Source organism: Niveispirillum sp. GW835-FHT14G11 (assembly GCF_058793615.1).
In genome coordinates this window covers 352,889-371,545 of sequence record NZ_JBXAFZ010000001.1, presented here as the reverse complement: position 1 = coordinate 371,545, position 18,657 = coordinate 352,889, and the positions used below count along the sequence as shown (strand labels likewise).

Here is an 18,657-nt window from a genome sequence, read left to right as displayed (position 1 = left end):
TTTCGCCGGGATGACGGTGGGGGAGAATTCATCGCCAGGGCCCCATGACCGAAGACGACCTCCTTTCCCGCCTGCTTTACCGCGATGGTCTGATGCTGGTGCTGGACAAGCCGGCCGGCATCGCCGTGCATGCCGGGCCGGATAGCGCCAAGGGCAAGGGCGACAATCTGGAACGGCATTTCGATGCGCTGCGCTTCGGCTTTCCCAAGGCCCCATCACTGGCCCATCGGCTGGACCGCGACACCTCGGGCTGCCTGATCCTGGGCCGGCATCCCAAGGCGCTGCGCCGGCTGGGCATCCTGTTCCAGGAAGGCAAGGTGGCCAAGACCTACTGGGCCATCGTGCTGGGCCATCCCGCCGACAATACGGGCAAGGTCGATGCCGGCCTGACCAAGGTCAGCGATGCGCGGCGCGGCTGGCGCATGGTGATCGACAAGGAAAACGGCCAGCCCTCCGTCACACTCTGGCGGGTGCGCGGGCGCGGCGAACTGCCCGGCATCGGCCCCGTCGCCTTCATGGAACTGAACCCCAAGACCGGCCGCACGCACCAGATCCGGGTGCATATGCAGCATCTGGGGCATCCGCTGCTGGGCGACCCGATCTATCTGCCTGCCGGGGTCGGGGGCCGCGTGGGCGATATGCTGCACCTGCATTCCCGCACCGTCACCGTGCCCATCCAGGCCACGAAACCGCCCGTGACCATCACCGCCCCTGTCCCACCGCACATGCGTGCGGCCCTGACCACTTGCGGCTGGGAGGGGGAACCGGCATCGGATGCGGTTCTCCGGTAATCAACGATCACCGGAACATGGCGTCACGCGTCGTTGGCCGCCGGCAACTCGCCCAGGGATATCGGCTCATGGTCGGGAAACCGGTCCAGCAGGGCACCGGTTTCCGCCGCCACCGGCCCGCGGTCGGTGACGAAGCCGTCGATCAGGGTGAGCGGCAGTATATCCATGCCGGGTGCGGCGATGGTGGTGGGGCCCAGCGCCTGCCAGTTGATGGCGGCGGCTGGCAGGCATACATGCACCGGTATCCCCGCCCCCTGACCCGCACGGGCCAGGTCGGCCGTGCCGGCCGGTACCAGCACGTCGCCACGCGAACTGGCCCGCAACGCGGCCACGAACAGACGCTCCACCACGCCACGGCGCACCAGGTCCAGGGCGCTTGTCTGGTCGCAGGGGCTGTGCGGGATGCCGGCCTCCACCATCTCCCACGCGGCCAGGGTGCCGATCGTCACCACCTGCGGCGGGGCGATATCCTCACCCAGCACGCCGCCCGTGGCCCGGCGCAGATCGACCTGTTCCTGCGCCAGGTAAAGCCCGGCCGATGCCGCCCCCCAGCCCACACCCGACAGCCAGCCAGGCTCCGCCGCCAGCAGCACGGTCTGCGGCATGCCGTCGCCCCCGCCGGCGCCGACTCGGCGCAGCATCGACATGGCGTGACGACCGATGGCCAGATTGGCCGCCAGTTCCTCCGTGGCGATCGCGTCGGCCTCCATATAGGCGCGCTGGGCCCGGTCCGATGGCGGGGTGACGTCCAGCACCTCGCGCATGCGATCCAGGACACCACGCAGACGCGGGCAGCGCGGATCGGTGGCGGCCAGGGCATGCCAAGCCGTCATGACGGGCACAATATCGGGATCCCGCCGGGCCGCCAGTGCCAGCCCATAGCCTGCCGTTACGGAGACCAAGCCAGGACCGCGTACAATACCACCCATGATGGCGCCCAGCACTTCCCCCACGCTGGACAGGCGACGGATCGTGCAAAGCGCCGGTAAAGCCGCCTGGTCGATCACCTCCACGCCCCAGCCATCGTCCGCCAGCCATATCGACTGGTGTCGCATGTAGCGGCGTGAAGGGGGGGCAGCGGGCATGGGGTCCCTGTTTCCGGTTGCAGATCCACCATGGCCCGCTCACATCCCGCGGGTCAAGCCGCCTTGGCCGGGCCGCCGACCGGTGTGGCATATTTAGCGGTACTATGCGGCGGCCAGTTGCTCAACGAAACCGCTAACATTCCGGCGAAGGCTGCCGGCCTGGCCGGCCACGCCATTGGCCGTACTGGTGACCTGACGGGACGTCTCCCCCGTTTCGCCCGCAATACCGCACAGACCGTCCAGATCCTGGCGGATATCCTCGGTCCCCACGGCCGCGGCCTGGACATTGCGGGTGATCTCCGCCGTGGCTGCTGCCTGTTCCTCCACCGCCGCGGCGATGGCGCCGGTCATGCCGCGGATATGGCCGATGGCCGCGACGATACTGTCGATGGCTCCCACCGACCCGCGGGAGGCGGCCTGAACCCCTTCAACCCGGCGGCGGATATCCTCGGTGGCGGATGCCGTCTGGGTTGCCAGGGCCTTCACCTCCTGCGCCACGATGGCGAAGCCGCGGCCGGCATCGCCGGCCCGTGCCGCCTCGATCGTGGCGTTCAGCGCCAGCAGGTTGGTCTGGGCGGCGATCCCGTCGATCAGGTCCACGATCTGGCCGATCTGGCCGACAGTATCGGCCAGATCGGCAATGTCGCGGGCCGTACGCTGGGCGCCGTCTGCCCCCTCGCCCGCCAGGGCCGCCACCTGGGTGGCCTGGCGGCTGATCTCCCGGATGCTGGCCGCCAACTGCTCCGTCGCTGCTGCCACGGTCTGTACATTGGCAGATGTGCGGTTGGACGCGTCCGCGGCGGCACTGGTACGGTCGGCGGCATTGGTGGCCGCGCGTTGCAGACCGCCGGCCTGATTTTGCAGCCCATCCGCTTCCCCCGCCAGTTCGGCGACGATGGCTTCCATCCGGCCCACAAACTCGCCCACCAACCGGTCACGTGCGGCGCGGCGGGTGGCGTCGGCCGCCTCCGCCTCCCGTTGTTCGCGGGCCAGCCGTTCAGCCCGTTCCATGCCATCGCGGAAAACTGCAACGGCACGGGCCATCTCCCCGATCTCATCGGCGCGGTCGCCGTCGGCCAGTTTCACCGTGAAGTCATTGGCCGCCAGCCGCCCCATGACACCGATCAGCCGGTTGAGCGGCAAGGTGACACCCTTCAGCGCCACCATCAGCGACAGCGCGATACCACCCACCGTGCCCAGCAGCGCAGTCAGCGCCAGAATCCACGTGGTCAGCTGTTCCAGCGCATGCAGCTCTCCGGTCAGGCCGGCAACGGCCTTCGCCAGCTGTGCGATATAGGGATCGGTCTGTTCCGATGCCGTGCGTTCGGCTATGCGCAGCCGGTCACGGAACAAGGCGTGCGCTTCGGCCGCCTTGCCGTCCAACGCCAGCGTCCGCACCTCGCGCAGGGCCGTTGCCACAGGGGCTTGGTCATCGGCAATGGCAGCGGGGTTGCTTCCCGGCACGGGTGGCGGCAACGTGCGCAGGGCAGCGATGGCGTTCTCCATGCCCTCCAGGCGCTTGTCGAATCGGCTGGCGATGGCGGCCCGCCCTTCCGCTGGCTCGAAGATCAGGTTCAGCGCGTCGCGCTGCAGCGCTCGGCTGGTGGAACGCAACTCCGCCGCCGCCAGGGACGCCTGATTGGTCCGGTTCAGTGCCTCCGTGGCACCAGTGACACGGGCCTTGGACCAGAGAGCGGTGGCCGTCACCGTCAGGGCCACGATGGACAGGATGGCCACCGGGGCCAGAATCTTCATCGACAGACGCATGATTTCCGCTCCCATGCTGACGAAACCACCGGGAAACAAATGGCCATGCGCGGCGGGCGAGGGCGGTTTTCGGCGCCCCTTTCCCTCATGTGCAGCAGCCGGGAAAGGTCATTTCGCCAGCATACATCCCACGAGCGTCAGGAAAAGGCCTCGCTGGATGTGCATTAGGCTAGTTCCACAAGTTTCCGGAAATTGCCGGCAAGGAAGCGGGTACCAAGAAAAAGGCCGCACCCCGGAGGGTGCGGCCTTTTCTCATCATTCTGTCGGCAGCCGGTCAACGCGGCGCCAGCACCATGATCATCTGCTTGCCTTCCAGCTTCGGCATCTGTTCGACCTTGCCCAGATCGTCCAGTGCCTCGCGCACCTTGACCAGAACGGCCATGCCGATGTCCTGGTGGGCCATCTCACGGCCGCGGAAGCGCATGGTCACTTTGACCTTGTCGCCTTCTTCCAGGAAACGGCGCATGGCCTTCATCTTGATGTCGTAATCATGCTCGTCGATGTTCGGACGCAGCTTGATTTCCTTGACCTCGATGATCTTCTGCTTCTTGCGGGCCTCGTTGGCCTTCTTCTGTGCCTCGTACTTGTACTTGCCATAGTCGAGGATCTTGCAGACGGGCGGATCGGCATTGGGGCTGACCTCGACCAGATCGAGGCCGGCATCCTCGGCAGCGATCAGAGCATCACGCAGGCTGACAACGCCCACCATCTCGCCTTCCGCATCGACAAGGCGGACAGAACGGACATTGATTTCGCGATTGATGCGGGGACCGTCGCGTTGAGGTTCGCGGTCTTGGGAGGTGGGCCTGGCTATGGAAACTTCTCCTGTTTTCCTGGGATCACCGCCCGGCGGCAGCTTGGGGTGCGCGGGCGGGCGGCGATCCGTTATCACATGGGTTACGGGTGGTCTTAGAAAGCGGAATCGGTGGAGTCCACGTCCGCGGGGGGACGCGCCTCTTCCGACAGATTAGCAATGGCGGCGTCAAGGGCAAGGATTTCCTGCGCATTGGAGCCAAGACGGCGCATGGCGACCGTTCCCTGCTCCGATTCACGCCCACCCACGACCAGCATGACCGGCACCTTCTGGAGCGAATGTTCGCGGACCTTCAGGTTGATCTTCTCGTTTCTTGTGTCCAGTTCGACCCGCAAACCGGCCTTCCTCAACGCTGCCGCCACCTTGCCGGCATAGGCGTCCGCATCCGACACGATGGTGGCCACGGTCACCTGGGTGGGCGCCAGCCAGAGCGGGAACTTGCCGGCATAGTGCTCAATCATCATGCCGATGAAGCGTTCCAGGCTGCCCAGGATAGCCCGGTGCAGCATGACGGGCCGGTGCTTGGCGCCATCCTGGCCGATATAGGAGGCGTCCAGCCGCTCCGGCAGCTGGAAATCCAGCTGCAGGGTGCCGCACTGCCAGGACCGGCCGATGGCATCGGTCAGGTGGAACTCCACCTTGGGGCCATAGAAGGCGCCCTCACCCGGTAATTCCTCGAATTCCAGCCCGTTGGCGCGCAACGCGACGCGCAGGCTTTCTTCTGCCTTGTCCCAGGTAGCATCATCGCCCAGGCGGTTATCGGGGCGCAGCGCCAGCTTCACGGCGATCTTGTCGAAGCCCAGATCCTTGTAGACCCCCAGCTGAAGCGCGAAATACTCCTTCGCCTCGCTGCCGACCTGATCCTCGGTGCAGAAGATATGCGCGTCGTCCTGGGTGAAATTACGCACGCGCAGGATGCCGTGCAGGGCGCCCGACGGCTCGTTGCGGTGGCAATTGCCGAACTCGGCCATGCGCAGCGGCAGATCGCGGTAGCTCTTCAGGCCCTGGCGGAAAATCTGCACATGGGCCGGGCAATTCATGGGCTTGACGCCCAGGAACTTCTCCACCCCGTCCTCGGTGGCCGACTCGCGAACCTTGAACATGTTGTCGCCGTACAGGTCCCAGTGACCCGACGCTTTGAACAGGCTGCTGTCATAGAGCTGCGGCGTGCGCACCTCCACATAGCCGGCGGTGACCAGCTTGGCCCGGATGTAATTCTCCAGCGACCGGTAGAGCGCCCAGCCCTTGGGGTGCCAGAACACCGACCCGACCGCCTCTTCCTGCACATGGAACAGGTCCATCTCGCGACCAAGCTTGCGATGGTCACGCTTCTCGGCCTCTTCGATCTGGTGCAGATGGTCGGCCAGTTCCTTTTCGGTCCGCCAGGCCGTGCCATAGATGCGCTGCAGCATGGCGTTCTTGGCGTCACCGCGCCAATAGGCACCGGCCACCTTCATCAGCTTGAAGGCATGGCCGACCCGGCCCGTGGTGGGCAAATGCGGGCCACGGCACAAATCGTACCACTTGCCCTGGCGATAGATGGTGATGGTTTCCGAGGCCGGCAGATCCTCGATGATCTGGGCCTTGTACTTCTCACCGATCGACTTGAAATGCTCGATCGCCTCGGTCCGGTCCCATTCCTCGCGCGTGAAGGGACGGTTCTCGTCCACGATCTCGTGCATGCGCTTTTCGATCTTCACCAGATCGTCGGGCGTGAACGGCACGTCGCGGGCGAAATCATAATAGAAGCCGGTGGCGATGGCGGGGCCGATCGTCACCTGTGTGCCGGGATACAGTTCCTGCACCGCTTCGGCCATGATGTGGGCTGCGTCGTGCCGGATCAGGTCCAGCGCGTCGGCCTCGTTCTTATCCGTGATGATCGCCAGATGGCAATCGGCCTGGATGGGCAGAGCCAGGTCACGGACAACGCCGTCGATCTTCACGGCCAGGGCGGCCTTGGCGAGCGACTTGGCGATGGAGGCGGCCACGTCGGCCCCGGTAGTGCCCTGCGCATAGGTCCGCACACTGCCATCGGGCAGCGTAATGGCAACCTGGGCGCTGGAAACGGGCACTTCAGCCGAAGACATGGCTTTCCCCTGGAAATAGAGTTGGACAACAGTTTGGAACCGCGACTTTTGACCGGCGGCCGCCGCCGGGTCAAGCACGCGAGATGGGCGAATTTCACATGGAAGGGAAGGGGTTTCGGTGGGGGCGCCATGATTTCGCCCTTCGTTTGCTCCGCTGTTTCCGGTAAAGGGGGAATGGTCACCCATGCGAGCCACCCCATAAAGCACATCAGGGCCCATGCGCGCACAGCCACGGCGGATGTTCAGGCACCCAACCGCGATCCTGCCTCTGCTGCTGGCATTCCTGCTGCCAGCGTATGCGCCCGCACAGGCAGCCGAGCCCAGGCTGATCGGCGTCTTTCGCGACTGGAACGCCTTCACGCTGGAGGAGGCGTCGGGTCCCGTCTGCTGGATGGTATCGCGGCCCAAGAAGATGGAAGGCGACTTCACCAAGCGCGGCGACGTCTTCCTGCTGATCACCCATCGCCCGAACGAACGCAGCTTCGATGTGGTGAATTTCATCGCCGGCTACCCGTTCGCCGACCATGCCGAGGTGACGGTGCAGGTCGGCAAGCAGAGCTTCAAGCTGTTCAGCAAGGATGAGCAGGCCTGGGCCCGGGACCCCGACACCGACCATGCCATCGCCCAGGCCCTGCGCCAGGGATCGACCCTGGTCGTGCGCGGCACCAGCCTGCGCGGCAGCCGCACCACCGACACGTTCAGCCTGGCCGGCAGCGGTGGCGCCTATCAGGCCATCGGCCAGGCCTGCGCGGAACGAGCGGCGGCACCGGCGGAACCGTAATCAGGGCGTCGCCGTCGCCGTGCCTTCCAACTTGCAGATATTCTTCAGCGCCTGCCATTCGGGCGCGCTCAGCAGGTCGCCCACCGTCTGGCCGCCGGCCTGTTCCAGGGTGGCGATACGCTCCGACAGACGGGGATGACTGCCGATCCATTCGGCCAGCGTGCCATCGGCCTCCGGATGCTCTGCCCGGATCGTGTCGAACAATCGGGCCAGACCTAGGGGGGAGACACGCGCCTGGGCCAGGGCATCGATGGCGAAGGCATCGGCCTGGCGTTCCTGATCCTGGCTGAAGTCCGACTCCACCATCTGGCTGACCCCCACGGCCAGGGCACCGCCGCCAATATCACCCACCACCATGGAAATCAGCGCCGAGCTGAGGCTGTAGCGCATCACGCGCTCCATGGAATGACCATGATGCAGGTGCCCCAACTCATGCCCGATGACGCCCAGGATGGCATCCGGCCCGTCGGCCCAGTCCATCAGCGCCGTGGTGACGCTGACATGGCCGCCCGGCAGGGCAAAGGCGTTGGGCAGGTCGCTGTCGATGACATGCAACCGCGCGGTCTCGGCCGAAGGCGGCAGGCGGCCCACCAGCTTTTTCAGGGCCGCAACACCGTCGGGTGCGTCGCACTGGGCATTGCCGCCCTTGCGCGTCAACAGGGAGGCCGCGATGGTCTGCACCTGATCGCCGATGCGGGCCTGCCAGGAAGCCGGCACCAGGGGGGCCAGCATCCCGGCCATGGCCGGGATCACGAATTGCACCAGCAGAACCAGGGACAGCACGGCCCCCACCAGCCAGACCGCCAGCGGCAGGTCGTGGCGCACCCGATGTTCCCGCTGGGCCGGCTGCTGCATGCCGGCGGCATGGGCCCGGCGCAGCAGCGTGTCGGGATCATCCAGCGCCAGAACGGCATGCGCGTCGGCGGCCAGCCCCACGCGCATGCGGCCATCAGGAAAGTCACCCGGTATGGGGGCCACATCCCGCCAGGACCAGCGGTCCAGTTCCCGCCCATCCTCCCGCTCGATCACCAGCCACTGGTCCAGGAAGGTCAGACGGACCGCGATGGCGCGGCCCGTCTGACGGTCTTCATATTGTGCCTGCATTCCGTCACGCGCCGATGCCGATATCGCCGATGGCGTCGGCCAGCCCCTCACCTCGCGTCGGGGCCGGCTGACCCCGGTTCAGCAGGTCATCCAGCACGCCCATGTTGCGCAGGTGCAGGTGACGGCCGATCTGACGCAGCACCTCCACCTGGGTCCAGGCAACGGAAATCAGGCTGTTCAAGGAGAGGAACACCACCATCAAAACCAGCGGCAGCAGGAACAGCGCGGCACTGCCCGGACCCAGCGCCCGGACAAAAAGCACGCCCGCCGCCACCATCAGCACCAGCGTCACCACATAGATCAGGGTGCCGACCAGTGGGATATAAAGTACCTGACGGGTGCGCAGCGGCAGGTCGAACAGCATGTCGCCCAACTGCGTCGCCCCCAGGAAGGCGATGGAACGGCGCACGGCGTAAAGGAAGAAGCCCGCCGTACCCAGCGTGATCAGGATGGCGGCGACAATCCACACGGTCGGTTCGAACGCCGGCATGGGGCCGGGATGGACCCCGGTCACCTGCGCCTCCTGTGCCGCCGCCGACCAGGTCATGAAGGGCATGAAACCCACGATCATGGCGCCATAGCCCACAACGAACAGCAGCCAGCTTGGCAGATAGATGGACCAGAGGCCGGCGCTTGTCGCCGTGGCGCGAAACCGTTCGGTGCCGAACCAGCTGATGCCGGTGCGGTAATTATACATCCTGGCATCCAGCTTTGGCTGCAACAGGCCGAACGACACCAGCACCAGCAGATAGGCATTGAGGTGCTTCAGCATGAACCGCCCCAACTCCCGGTCCTGCCCGCCATGGATGCCGCGCCAGCGGGTGCGGGTCAGCAGATAGCGGCGGGCGAAATACATGGCCATCAGGCCCAGGAGACCGGCCCCCAGCGCCACCACCATCTGAAAGGCGAAATGCTGACCGAACGCCGCGGGCGGGATCATGGCGTTCAACAGGGCAATGATCACGCCGAAAGGCAGCAGCGCCACCAGCGCCACCAGAAAGCCGATGAACAGTTCCTTGCCCGTACCCGTGTAGGCGAAGGCGTCCCCGCGCAGCGACACCGAACCCCACAGGACCCGTCGCACCTTGGTCCGCGCCCAGAAACGATAGAAGCCCAGGGTCAGGATAGTCAGCAGCGTATTCAGCAACAACAGGCCGATCAGCGGCCCCCTGTCCAGATGGACATCGATCCCACCATCGGCTGGCGGCGGTCCATCGGTGGCGGGGCTATCGGGATCATGGGCCAAAGGCAGGCTGGTCAACTTTTCCCCCCGGAATAGATTTGCCCGTTAATTATGCGTATCGTGAGGGGCGCGGTAAAGCGTCGCGGAGTGGTCACGCGTCGATTTTTTCATTCCTTTCAATCACATACAGGCGTGTGGGGAATTCCGCGCCCGTATGCTGAATACGGGATTTGCGAATGGCTCTCAATGGCATCTTGACAGAAGCGCAATGCGGTCCGACATATCGGGCAACCTTCCGGCCGCGCCCAAGCAGCCCACGCTTAAGCAGGAGCAGAGAATGAAGATGTTCGCCCGCCGCACCTTTCTTCGCGACATCGCCCGCCGGGCCACTTGTATCGGCCTGGGCGTGGCGATGCTGTCGCTGCCGGCCCTGGCGGCGGGTGCGGCCGAGGTGAACATCTATTCCTCGCGCCATTATGATGCCGACAAGCTGCTGTTCGCCGCCTTCGAGAAAGAGACGGGCATCCAGGTCAATGTCATCGAGGGCAAGGATGACGAGTTGATCGAGCGGCTGAAGGCCGAGGGGCAGAACAGTCCGGCCGACGTGCTGCTGGCCGTGGATGCCGGCCGCCTGTGGCGCGCCCAGGATGCCGGCGTGCTGCAACCCGTGAAGAGTGCGGCGCTGGAAAAGGCGGTGCCGGCCGCATACCGTGAGAAGGACGGCTATTGGTTCGGCCTGTCGGCCCGTGCCCGCGTTATCATCTATAACAAGGACGCGGTGAAACTGTCCGACCTGTCCACCTATGAGGATCTGGCCGATCCCAAATGGAAGGGCCGGCTGCTGGTCCGCAGCTCCACCAATGTCTATAATCAGTCGCTGACCGGCTCCATCCTGGCCGCACACGGGCATGACAAGACGGAAGCCTGGGCCAAGGGCCTGGCCGCCAATTTCGCCCGCAAGCCGCAGGGCGGCGATATCGACCAGATCAAGGCCGTGGCGGCCGGTGAGGGCGATGTCGCCATCTCCAACACCTATTATTTCGCCCGCATGCTGAATTCCAGCAACGCGGCGGAGAAGGCGGCGGCGCAGAAGGTCGGGCTGTTCTTCCCCAACCAGGGTGACCGCGGCGCGCATGTGAACATCTCCGGCGCCGGTGTGGCCAAGTTCGCGCCCAACCGCGACAATGCCGTGAAGTTCCTGGAATTCCTGGCCAAGCCGGAGGCGCAGAAGATCTTTGCCGAGGCGAACTACGAGTTCCCGGTGGTGGCCGGTATCCCGTCCCACCCGGTGGTCGCCGCCTGGGGCGATTTCAAGCGCGACAGCCTGAATGCCAGCATCTATGGCAAAAACAACGCCGAAGCGCTGAAGATCATGGACCGCGCCGGCTGGCAGTAAGCTGCGACGGTTGACGCAAGGGCCCGCCGGCCAATACCGGCGGGCCCTTTTCATGTCTAGAATCCGGCTTCGATCCCGCCCACCTTCAGCCCCGCCCGGTTGCGGATCGCCGGCTGCACCAGCCCTTCCAGCGCCGACCATTCCGGGTCTGTCAGCAGGCCCAAGCGACGCAGGACCGCCGCCATGGCGGGGCCGGCGGCCCGCTTGGCGCCGTCATCGATCTTCACGGCGATGGCAATGCCTTCTGCCGGGATGATGCCGACGCTGACGCCCTCCGCCCCTGCCTTGGACAGGATGCGGCTGTTCAGGGCCTGCATGAACATTGTATCGAAACCTTCCGTGCCGCTGATCAGTTCCGGATGCGATCCCCAGGCCGCCAGCAGGCGTTGGGCCGCGTCGGCGCGGGCGGATGGCAAATCCTGCGGGTCGGCCATCCGCGCCATGCCGAAGGCCAGGGCCTCCAACGGCAAGCCGATGGTCGGGATGGAACAGCCATCCGTGCCCCAGGGGGCAGATGTCAGGTCCTGCGCCGTCACCTGTTCCATGACACCCAGGATGCGCTGCTGCACCCGGTGCTGATAGCTGACATAGCCGCGAATCATCTCCCCGCGATGCAGGGCGGTGGTCAGCATGCCGGTATGCTTGCCGGAGCAATTATTGTGGATCGTCGTCGGCTCCTCCCCCCGGCGCAGCATCGCCTCCCAGGTCGGGACCGAATAGGGCGCGTGGGTGCCGCATTCCAGGTGGTCGGGCGTCAGGCCAATGCGTGACAGCCAGGCGGCCACGCGGTTCGTATGCATCGGCTCGCCATCATGGCTGGAACAGGCCAGCGCCAGTTCCTCCGCCCCCAGCCCGAAGGCATCGGCGGCCCCGGTTTCCACCAGCGGCAGGGCCTGCAGCGCCTTGTTGGCGGAGCGTGGAAATGTCACGGCCTTCACGTCGCCGAAGGCGGCCAGCACATGGCCGTCCGCCCCCACCACCACGGCCCGGCCGCGATGGCTGCTTTCCACCAGCCCGCCGCGCGTCACCCGGATCAGGATGGGATTGGTGTGGTCATCCGGCAGGGCGACCGTGACGCCGCCGCCAAGGCCGGTGTCGGGATGAGGATGGCCGCAGCCGGGTCTATGGATATGGGGCGGATCGGGATCGGGCATGACCGGGGCGCACATGTGGGATGGGGGGACGAAACTTGCCCCGACCGGCCTTTCCATGCAAGGAGTCCCCGCAATCCCCCTCACCGCTTCATCGGTTTCATCATGCGCGGCTATTTCGCCCTGGGCGCTGAAGGCATCAGCAAGTCCGGCAATCTCGGCACCATCATGCGCACCGGCCATGCCTTCGGCGCCAGTTTCGTCTTCTCCGTCAACGGCGTCGTCGATATGGACGAACTGCGCGTCACCGACACGTCCGGTGGGGTGGACCATGTGCCCTATTATGGCTGGCGCTCCATCGACGACATGGTGCTGCCCGCCGGCTGTCAGCTGGTCGGATGCGAGCTGACGGATGACGCGGCGGAACTGCCCAGCTTCCGCCACCCGCTGCGCGCGGCCTATGTGTTCGGGCCGGAGCGGGGCAACCTGTCGCCCGCCATGCTGGCCAGGTGCGACCATGTCGTGAAGATCCCTACCAAGTTCTGCGTCAATGTTTCGGTGGCCGCGGCCATTGTCACCTATGACCGCATGATCTCGCTGGGTCGGTTCGCCGAACGGCCGGTGCGCGTGGGCGGCCCGCGCGATGCCATGCCCGACCATGTGCATGGCAAGGTGCGGGTCCGTAACAAGGAAAGCCTGCGCATGCGCCCGCTTCTGGGCGATTGGGAGGCATGAAGTCGAATAAATTCAATGCATTGATGGCCTTGCGGATGATGTCGATCCCTGTCAAGGCGCAAGGTATCTTCTGGATGGCTGGGAACAAGGGCGCGCGATTACCATTTATGATATAAGGGTTTATCGATCATGAGGCCCACCATGTTTGCTTGTACGCGTGCCCCGATGCTGTCCCTGGTGCTGCTGGCCCTGGCTTGGCCGGCCGCAGCACAGCAACAGCAGCCCAAGCCGCAGCCGGAGGTGATGGACGAGGTGATTGTCACTGCCCCGCGCAATGGCGAGCCCGACTTCCAGGAAGCGCAGGAATTCCACCAGAAGGAATATCAGCGCCTCCACGCCATGTTCGGCAAGGAACCGCCGGCCCCGCCGCGCGGCGATCAGGTCTTCGCCTCGGGCGGGACGATGAGCAGCCCCAACGACCGCTCCGCTGCCCGCGACCAGATTCAGAACGCGCCACGCCTGCGCGACACGCTGGCCAGCAATTAAGCGTCTGTATTTAAACCCGCGGTTCCGGATTCTCCATATCGATGACGGCGATGTTGCCCAGGGTGCGCGTTGACAGGATGCGTAACCGGTTATCGGCGCCGTGCGGATAGAAGGCGGGGCCGGCCAATCGGGGCGCCCCCGCCCGGCCCAGCAGGAAGGGTGCCACGGCCACCCGCAGCCGGTGAAAGGCCCCGGCGGCCAGGAACTGCGTCAGCACCTGACACCCGCCCTCCACCATCAGCCGGCGCACGCCCAGGCAGCCCAGCCGGGACAGGATGGCGGCTACGCCATCCTCCCTGCCCAGCCCGATGACTGTGGCCACATCGCCCAGCCGCGCGCGGGCAGCGGGCAGCGCCTCCTCGTCGCACAGCACGATGGCGGGGCCGCCCTGGCTGAAAAAGGCCGATGTCGGGTCCAGGTTGCCGGAGAAGGTCACCACCACCTTGATCGGGTGGTCGGGCAGGCCACGCGCCCGGCGTGCCGCCAGCAGTTCCGGATAGCGTACCGTCAGCCGCGGCTGGTCCCGGCGTACCGTGGCGGCCCCGACCAGGATAGCGTCGCAATCGGCCCGTACCCGGTGCATGTCGTGGCAGTCCTCCTCGCTGGACAGGACCAGACGGCGGCCGCAATCATTGTCGATATGCCCGTCCAGGGACATGCAGACGGACAGGTGCACCCATTCCATGCGTCGTTTCCCTCGGCCTGCGGACGATCCCGATCATACAAGGTGGGACGGGGTGGCCGCGCTGTCCAGCATCAGTCCGCTGGAAAACGGTTCCATGCATGAAATGTGGCCGTTCTCAAAGGCCGTGCCCCCTAATTGACAAGGCCGCCACGGGTGATTACCACGCTTGGCCAATGACAGTTGACGGCGATGGAGGTTTGTATGCGGCGGATGGTCGGATGGCTGGGTATCGGCACAATGCTGGCCCTGGCAATGACGGCGACGGCCGGTGCCGCGGAGGTCCGGCTGCGCGCGGATAACTGGTGCCCCTATAATTGCGAACCCGGTGAACGGCCGGGCTATCTGATCGAGATCGCCAAGGCGGCGCTGGAGCCGGCGGGCCACAAGGTCGATTACGCCCTGATGACCTGGACCGACGTGCTGGCCGCCACCCAGGCCGGTACCGTCACCGGCGCGGTGGGCGCCATCCGGGACGAGGCACCGGACCTGATCTACCCGACCGTCAATCTGGGCCTGTCGCGCCCCACCCTGGTCATCCGCAAAGGCAAGGAGACCAAGGACTTCAAGGTCGAGAACCTCAATTCGCTGAAGGCGATCCGCTTCGGTTCCATCAAGGATTATTTCTACAGCACGGAAGTGAACGCCTTCATCGACGCCAACAAGGGTTCGCCCAATCTGGTGCAGGTATCGGGCGACAATGTGACCGAAGACCTGGTCAACATGCTGATCGACGGCAAGATCGATGCGCTGGTCGAGGACAGCAATGTCGTAGATTTTTTATTGGAATCAAAAGGTTACCGGAACCTGTTTAACTACCATTCCCTGGGTCAGCAGAGCGGCGTGTCCATCGGCTTCTCGCCCAAGGACCCGAACAGCGCCGCCTATGTGAAGCTGATCGACGCCAAGCTGCTGGAACTGCGCAAGGGTGGCAAGTTGGCCGGTATCCTGGCCAGGTACGGCGTCAAGGACTGGCAGCCGTAACCGGATTGCGAACCGGGGCGGCAGGGATACGGCCGCCCCGGTCAGATGAGTTTCAGAGCGGACCGGTCATCAAAAAGGCATTCAGCTTGTTGCCGTCCGGATCGCGGAAATAGGCGGCATAGAAATTTTCGCTGCGCGGACCCGGCGGGCCTTCGCAGGTGCCACCATGCGCCAGCGCGATCTCGTACAGGCGATGGACCTGTTCCTTGTCCTTCGCCTCGAACGCCACCATGACGCCATTGCCGACCGTGGCAGGATTGCCGTCATAGGGCTTGGTTGCCGCGATACCGGCAGCCCCGCCGGGATTGCCCCAGCCGATGAAGGTGGGATAGTCCATCATCCGGCCGGTGCCCATCTCCTTGGCGATGGCATCATAGAATATGGCCGCACGCGCCAGGTCGTTCGTGCCGACCGTCACATATCCGATCATTTTATCCCCCCGATCATTCCCGCCAGCATCGGCGGATGGATGAGAACAATACATGAACGAATACCAGATTTCGAGTCCTTTTCAGCTGCCCCTGAAGCAGCGTGCCTTCAATTTGGCAAAGGCATTGGACCGGTGGCTGATGGCATGTTTCAAGGCAGGGTCCATCTCCCCGCAGGTGATGTCGTACCCGTCGGCGATGAAGATCGGGTCATAGCCGAAGCCGTTCGATCCGCGTGCCGGGAAGCTCACCCGTCCCTCCAGCCGACCCTCCACCACCTCCACATGCCCGTCGGGCCAAGCCAGGGCCAGGGCACAGATGAAGGCCGCACGGTCGCCCTTGCGGTCGATGGATGCCTCCAGCTCCCGCCGCACCCGTTCCATGGCGACGGTGAAATCCTTGCCCGGCCCGGCCCAGCGCGCGGAATAGACACCGGGATCGCCGCCCAGCCCCTCCACCGACACGCCGCTATCATCGGCCAGCGCCGGCAGGCCCGATGCCAGTGCGGCCGCCCGCGCCTTCAGCACGGCATTGCCGATATAGGTGGTCTCCGTCTCCTCCGGCTCCCCCAATCCCAATTCACCTGCACTGGGGAAGTGCCGGACATGGTCCTTCAGCAACGCCGCAATCTCCGGCACCTTGCCCTTGTTGTGGGTGGCAATCACCAGCGTGTCGCCGGTGAACTGGCGGGGATGGGTCATGGGGGGCTCCGGTGGGGCAAGAGGAATCCGTGCTGAATATCCCCTGGCCACGCTGTCGCGCAATCTGCAAACCGCCAGCACTGGCGGGGCGAACCGGTTTCGGATAGAATTTGCCTATGGATGGACATTCGCCAAAGACCATGGCTCCGTTATCGGACGATGATGAAATGGCCCTGCGGGCGGCGGAAGCCAGCCTGAAGGCAGGTCATGTCGTCGATCATGCCGATGTGCGCCAATGGCTGCTTTCCTGGGGACGTGCCCAGGAGTTGCCCGCCCCGACCGTTCGTCCCTGAGCGCCGATGCGCATCACTTGGACGGCGGAGGCCATCGGCGACCTTCAGGCCATCCGGCTCTATATCAGCGATTTCAACCCGGTAGCGGCAGAGCGCATGGCCGTTCGGCTATTGGCGGCAGCGGAGGGGCTGATGACCTTTCCTGCACGTGGGGAAGCTGTTGCCGGCGGTCGGCGACGGTTGAGTATCTTGCCTCCCTACAGCATCTACTATCGTGTCGAACAGGAACGGATCATCATCCTTCGCGTCATTCACGATAAACGCGACCGGCCATGATGACGGGGGCTCCCGTTGGAGAGCCCCCACCTCCTCAAAGCCCCAGTGCGGCCCGCTGCAACGCCGCCAGCTCGCCCACACCCTTGCGGGCCAGCGCCATCAGCGCCATGAACTCCGCCTCCTCGAACGGCTTGTCCTCCGCCGTGCCCTGGATTTCCACGATGCCGCCGCGGCCAGTCAGCACGAAATTGGCGTCCGCGCCGGCATTGCTGTCCTCGGGATAATCCAGGTCCAGCACCGGCACGCCCTGATAAAGCCCGCAGGAAATGGCGGCCACCTGGTCGATCAGCGGGATCGTCGCCATCGTGCCGGCCTGCACCAGCTTCTGGAAGGCCAGATGCAGAGCGACATAGGCACCGGTGATGCTGGCCGTGCGGGTGCCGCCATCGGCCTGGATCACGTCGCAATCCACCTTCACCTGCACCTCGCCCATGGCCTTCAGGTCGGTGACGGCGCGCAAGGACCGGCCGATCAGGCGCTGGATCTCCTGCGTGCGACCGGACTGCTTGCCCTTGGCGGCCTCGCGGTCGGTGCGGGTATGGGTGGAACGGGGCAGCATGCCATATTCCGCCGTCACCCAGCCTTGGCCCTTGCCGCGCAGGAAGGGGGGGACCTTCTCATCGACGCTGGCCGTGCACAGCACATGCGTGTGCCCGAACTTGATGAGGCACGACCCTTCCGCATGGCGGGAGAAGTTGGTCTCCAGGCTGACGGCGCGGAGCTGGTCGGCCAGGCGGCCGGAAGGACGGGTCATGATCGCTGGGTCCATGGCTTGAAGGAAAAAACTTGCCTGCCCGTCATAGCAACGGCCCGGCATTCCCGTCCAGCGGCACCGACGTGACCCCTGCCATTGATTTGGTACGGAGCCACCACTAATCTCCTTTTGGAAGTTGCCGTCACAGGGGACCCTTGGCGCCAGGATGATCAGCGAGCTGAACCAGCGGTCGCGGGAGATTTTCCGCCATATCGTGGAAGCCTATGTCCAGACCGGAGAGCCGGTGGGATCACGCACCCTGTCGCGCCGGCTGTCCACCGCGCTGTCACCCGCAACCATCCGCAACACCATGGCGGACCTGGAAGAGCTGGGTCTGCTGATGGCTCCGCACACGTCGGCCGGGCGCGTGCCCACAGAGGCGGGCCTGCGGCTGTTCGTGAACGGCCTGCTGGAGGTGGGTGACCTGACGGAGCGGGAGCGGGAGGATATCGAGGTTACCTGCTCCGCCAAGGGCCGTTCGGTGCCGGAGGTGCTGGAGGAGGCGACAAACCTGCTGTCCGGCCTGTCATCCTGCGCCGGTCTGGTGCTGGCGCCCAAGACCGACCGGCCGCTGAAACATATCGAGTTCGTGAACCTGTCGCCGGGCCGCGCGCTGGTCGTGCTGGTGACAGAGGATGGGCTGGTGGAGAACCGGGTGGTGGAGGTGCCGACAGGCCTGCCGCCATCGGCCCTGCAGATGGCCAGCAATTACCTGAATGCCCGTGTCGTGGGCCGCACCCTGGTGGAGGCACGTACCTTCATCCAGAAGGAGCTGGAGGAACAGCGCAGCCAGCTGGACGGCCTGACCCAGAAGGTGGTGCAGACAGGTTTGGCCACCTGGTCCGGGGCACGCGGCAGCCAGGGTTACCTGATCGTACGCGGGCAGGCCAAGCTGCTGGAGGATGTCACCGCCATCTCCGACCTGGAACGCATCCGCACCCTGTTCGAGGCGCTGGAAACACGTGAGCAGATGCTGCGCATGCTGGACGCCACGGGCAAGGCGGAAGGCGTACAGATTTTCATCGGGGCGGAGAACAACCTGTTCTCCCATGCCGGCTGTTCGATGATCGTCAGCCCCTATGCCAACACCAAGGAGCAGATCGTCGGCGCCATCGGTGTGATCGGCCCCACCCGCCTCAACTATGCACGCATTATCCCCATGGTCGACTATACCGCCAAGCTGATCGGGCGGCTGATGGGGTGATCCCCCTTGCGGTCG

General features: G+C 65.2%; 20 protein-coding genes. 9 read left to right on the top strand and 11 right to left on the bottom strand.

The window, feature by feature from the left end; all coding sequences use genetic code 11:
• Positions 1–44 precede the first annotated feature (44 nt).
• Entirely contained in the window at positions 45–791 is a 747-nt protein-coding gene (locus AC1Q7F_RS01810; RefSeq protein WP_492503195.1) for an RluA family pseudouridine synthase, read from the top strand.
• Between the two features lie 23 nt (positions 792–814).
• Here the strand turns inward: AC1Q7F_RS01810 and AC1Q7F_RS01805 are convergent, their stop codons facing one another.
• The 4 genes from AC1Q7F_RS01805 to thrS all read right to left on the bottom strand — a co-directional run bounded on the left by AC1Q7F_RS01805 (position 815) and on the right by thrS (position 6,544).
• Complete coding sequence (locus AC1Q7F_RS01805; RefSeq protein WP_492503193.1) at positions 815–1,876, bottom strand: translation initiation factor eIF-2B alpha/beta/delta subunit family protein; 1,062 nt, start codon at positions 1,874–1,876, stop codon at positions 815–817.
• Positions 1,877–1,978: 102 nt separating this feature from the next.
• The gene (locus AC1Q7F_RS01800; RefSeq protein ID WP_492503191.1) at positions 1,979–3,643 is read right to left on the bottom strand and encodes a methyl-accepting chemotaxis protein; all 1,665 of its coding nucleotides are present in this window, start codon (positions 3,641–3,643) and stop codon (positions 1,979–1,981) included.
• Positions 3,644–3,917: 274 nt separating this feature from the next.
• A complete protein-coding gene (infC, locus tag AC1Q7F_RS01795; protein ID WP_492503888.1) occupies positions 3,918–4,457 on the bottom strand; it encodes a translation initiation factor IF-3 in 540 nt (179 codons plus the stop codon).
• Positions 4,458–4,552: 95 nt separating this feature from the next.
• Positions 4,553–6,544 carry a threonine--tRNA ligase gene (gene thrS, locus AC1Q7F_RS01790; protein WP_492503189.1) on the bottom strand — a complete coding sequence of 664 codons (1,992 nt, stop codon included), beginning with the start codon at positions 6,542–6,544 and terminating at the stop codon, positions 4,553–4,555.
• 238 nt (positions 6,545–6,782) lie between these two features.
• Here thrS and AC1Q7F_RS01785 point away from each other — a divergent pair, with 238 nt between their 5' ends.
• Positions 6,783–7,325: an invasion associated locus B family protein gene (locus tag AC1Q7F_RS01785; RefSeq protein ID WP_492503187.1), complete on the top strand. Its 543-nt coding sequence runs from the start codon at positions 6,783–6,785 to the stop codon at positions 7,323–7,325.
• On the opposite strand, the gene AC1Q7F_RS01780 is transcribed toward AC1Q7F_RS01785, so the two are convergent.
• Together AC1Q7F_RS01780 and AC1Q7F_RS01775 are read right to left on the bottom strand one after the other, a co-directional pair.
• Positions 7,326–8,429, bottom strand: a complete 1,104-nt coding sequence (locus AC1Q7F_RS01780) for a M48 family metallopeptidase (RefSeq protein WP_492503185.1) — start codon at positions 8,427–8,429, stop codon at positions 7,326–7,328.
• Between the two features lie 4 nt (positions 8,430–8,433).
• Positions 8,434–9,690, bottom strand: a complete 1,257-nt coding sequence (locus AC1Q7F_RS01775) for a DUF898 family protein (RefSeq protein ID WP_492503184.1) — start codon at positions 9,688–9,690, stop codon at positions 8,434–8,436.
• A 259-nt stretch (positions 9,691–9,949) separates the two neighbouring features.
• Here AC1Q7F_RS01775 and AC1Q7F_RS01770 point away from each other — a divergent pair, with 259 nt between their 5' ends.
• Positions 9,950–11,008, top strand: coding sequence for a Fe(3+) ABC transporter substrate-binding protein (locus AC1Q7F_RS01770; protein WP_492503182.1), 1,059 nt, complete (start codon positions 9,950–9,952; stop codon positions 11,006–11,008).
• A 56-nt stretch (positions 11,009–11,064) separates the two neighbouring features.
• On the opposite strand, the gene AC1Q7F_RS01765 is transcribed toward AC1Q7F_RS01770, so the two are convergent.
• Positions 11,065–12,162: an asparaginase gene (locus AC1Q7F_RS01765; RefSeq protein ID WP_492503180.1), complete on the bottom strand. Its 1,098-nt coding sequence runs from the start codon at positions 12,160–12,162 to the stop codon at positions 11,065–11,067.
• 102 nt (positions 12,163–12,264) lie between these two features.
• On the opposite strand from AC1Q7F_RS01765, the gene AC1Q7F_RS01760 reads away from it, so the two are divergent.
• Both AC1Q7F_RS01760 and AC1Q7F_RS01755 read left to right on the top strand, forming a co-directional pair.
• Entirely contained in the window at positions 12,265–12,834 is a 570-nt protein-coding gene (locus AC1Q7F_RS01760; RefSeq protein ID WP_492503178.1) for a TrmH family RNA methyltransferase, read from the top strand.
• A gap of 141 nt (positions 12,835–12,975) precedes the next feature.
• Positions 12,976–13,320: a hypothetical protein gene (locus tag AC1Q7F_RS01755; protein WP_492503176.1), complete on the top strand. Its 345-nt coding sequence runs from the start codon at positions 12,976–12,978 to the stop codon at positions 13,318–13,320.
• A gap of 10 nt (positions 13,321–13,330) precedes the next feature.
• Here AC1Q7F_RS01755 and AC1Q7F_RS01750 read toward each other — a convergent pair whose 3' ends face one another.
• A complete protein-coding gene (locus tag AC1Q7F_RS01750; RefSeq protein ID WP_492503174.1) occupies positions 13,331–14,005 on the bottom strand; it encodes a RibD family protein in 675 nt (224 codons plus the stop codon).
• Positions 14,006–14,206: 201 nt separating this feature from the next.
• Here AC1Q7F_RS01750 and AC1Q7F_RS01745 point away from each other — a divergent pair, with 201 nt between their 5' ends.
• Positions 14,207–14,986, top strand: coding sequence for a substrate-binding periplasmic protein (locus tag AC1Q7F_RS01745; protein ID WP_492503172.1), 780 nt, complete (start codon positions 14,207–14,209; stop codon positions 14,984–14,986).
• 52 nt (positions 14,987–15,038) lie between these two features.
• On the opposite strand, the gene AC1Q7F_RS01740 is transcribed toward AC1Q7F_RS01745, so the two are convergent.
• A complete protein-coding gene (locus AC1Q7F_RS01740) occupies positions 15,039–15,416 on the bottom strand; it encodes a VOC family protein (protein WP_492503170.1) in 378 nt (125 codons plus the stop codon).
• A gap of 81 nt (positions 15,417–15,497) precedes the next feature.
• Positions 15,498–16,115 carry an RdgB/HAM1 family non-canonical purine NTP pyrophosphatase gene (gene rdgB, locus AC1Q7F_RS01735; RefSeq protein ID WP_492503168.1) on the bottom strand — a complete coding sequence of 206 codons (618 nt, stop codon included), beginning with the start codon at positions 16,113–16,115 and terminating at the stop codon, positions 15,498–15,500.
• A gap of 140 nt (positions 16,116–16,255) precedes the next feature.
• On the opposite strand from rdgB, the gene AC1Q7F_RS01730 reads away from it, so the two are divergent.
• Positions 16,256–16,408 (top strand): hypothetical protein, encoded by a 153-nt coding sequence (locus AC1Q7F_RS01730; protein ID WP_492503167.1) that lies wholly within the window; start codon positions 16,256–16,258, stop codon positions 16,406–16,408.
• Positions 16,409–16,414: 6 nt separating this feature from the next.
• Positions 16,415–16,684: a type II toxin-antitoxin system RelE/ParE family toxin gene (locus tag AC1Q7F_RS01725; RefSeq protein WP_492503165.1), complete on the top strand. Its 270-nt coding sequence runs from the start codon at positions 16,415–16,417 to the stop codon at positions 16,682–16,684.
• Between the two features lie 34 nt (positions 16,685–16,718).
• Here AC1Q7F_RS01725 and rph read toward each other — a convergent pair whose 3' ends face one another.
• On the bottom strand, positions 16,719–17,438 hold the full coding sequence (gene rph, locus AC1Q7F_RS01720) for a ribonuclease PH (protein ID WP_492503163.1): 720 nt from the start codon (positions 17,436–17,438) through the stop codon (positions 16,719–16,721).
• 166 nt (positions 17,439–17,604) lie between these two features.
• Here rph and hrcA point away from each other — a divergent pair, with 166 nt between their 5' ends.
• Entirely contained in the window at positions 17,605–18,642 is a 1,038-nt protein-coding gene (gene hrcA, locus AC1Q7F_RS01715) for a heat-inducible transcriptional repressor HrcA (protein WP_492503161.1), read from the top strand.
• Positions 18,643–18,657: the final 15 nt, after the last annotated feature.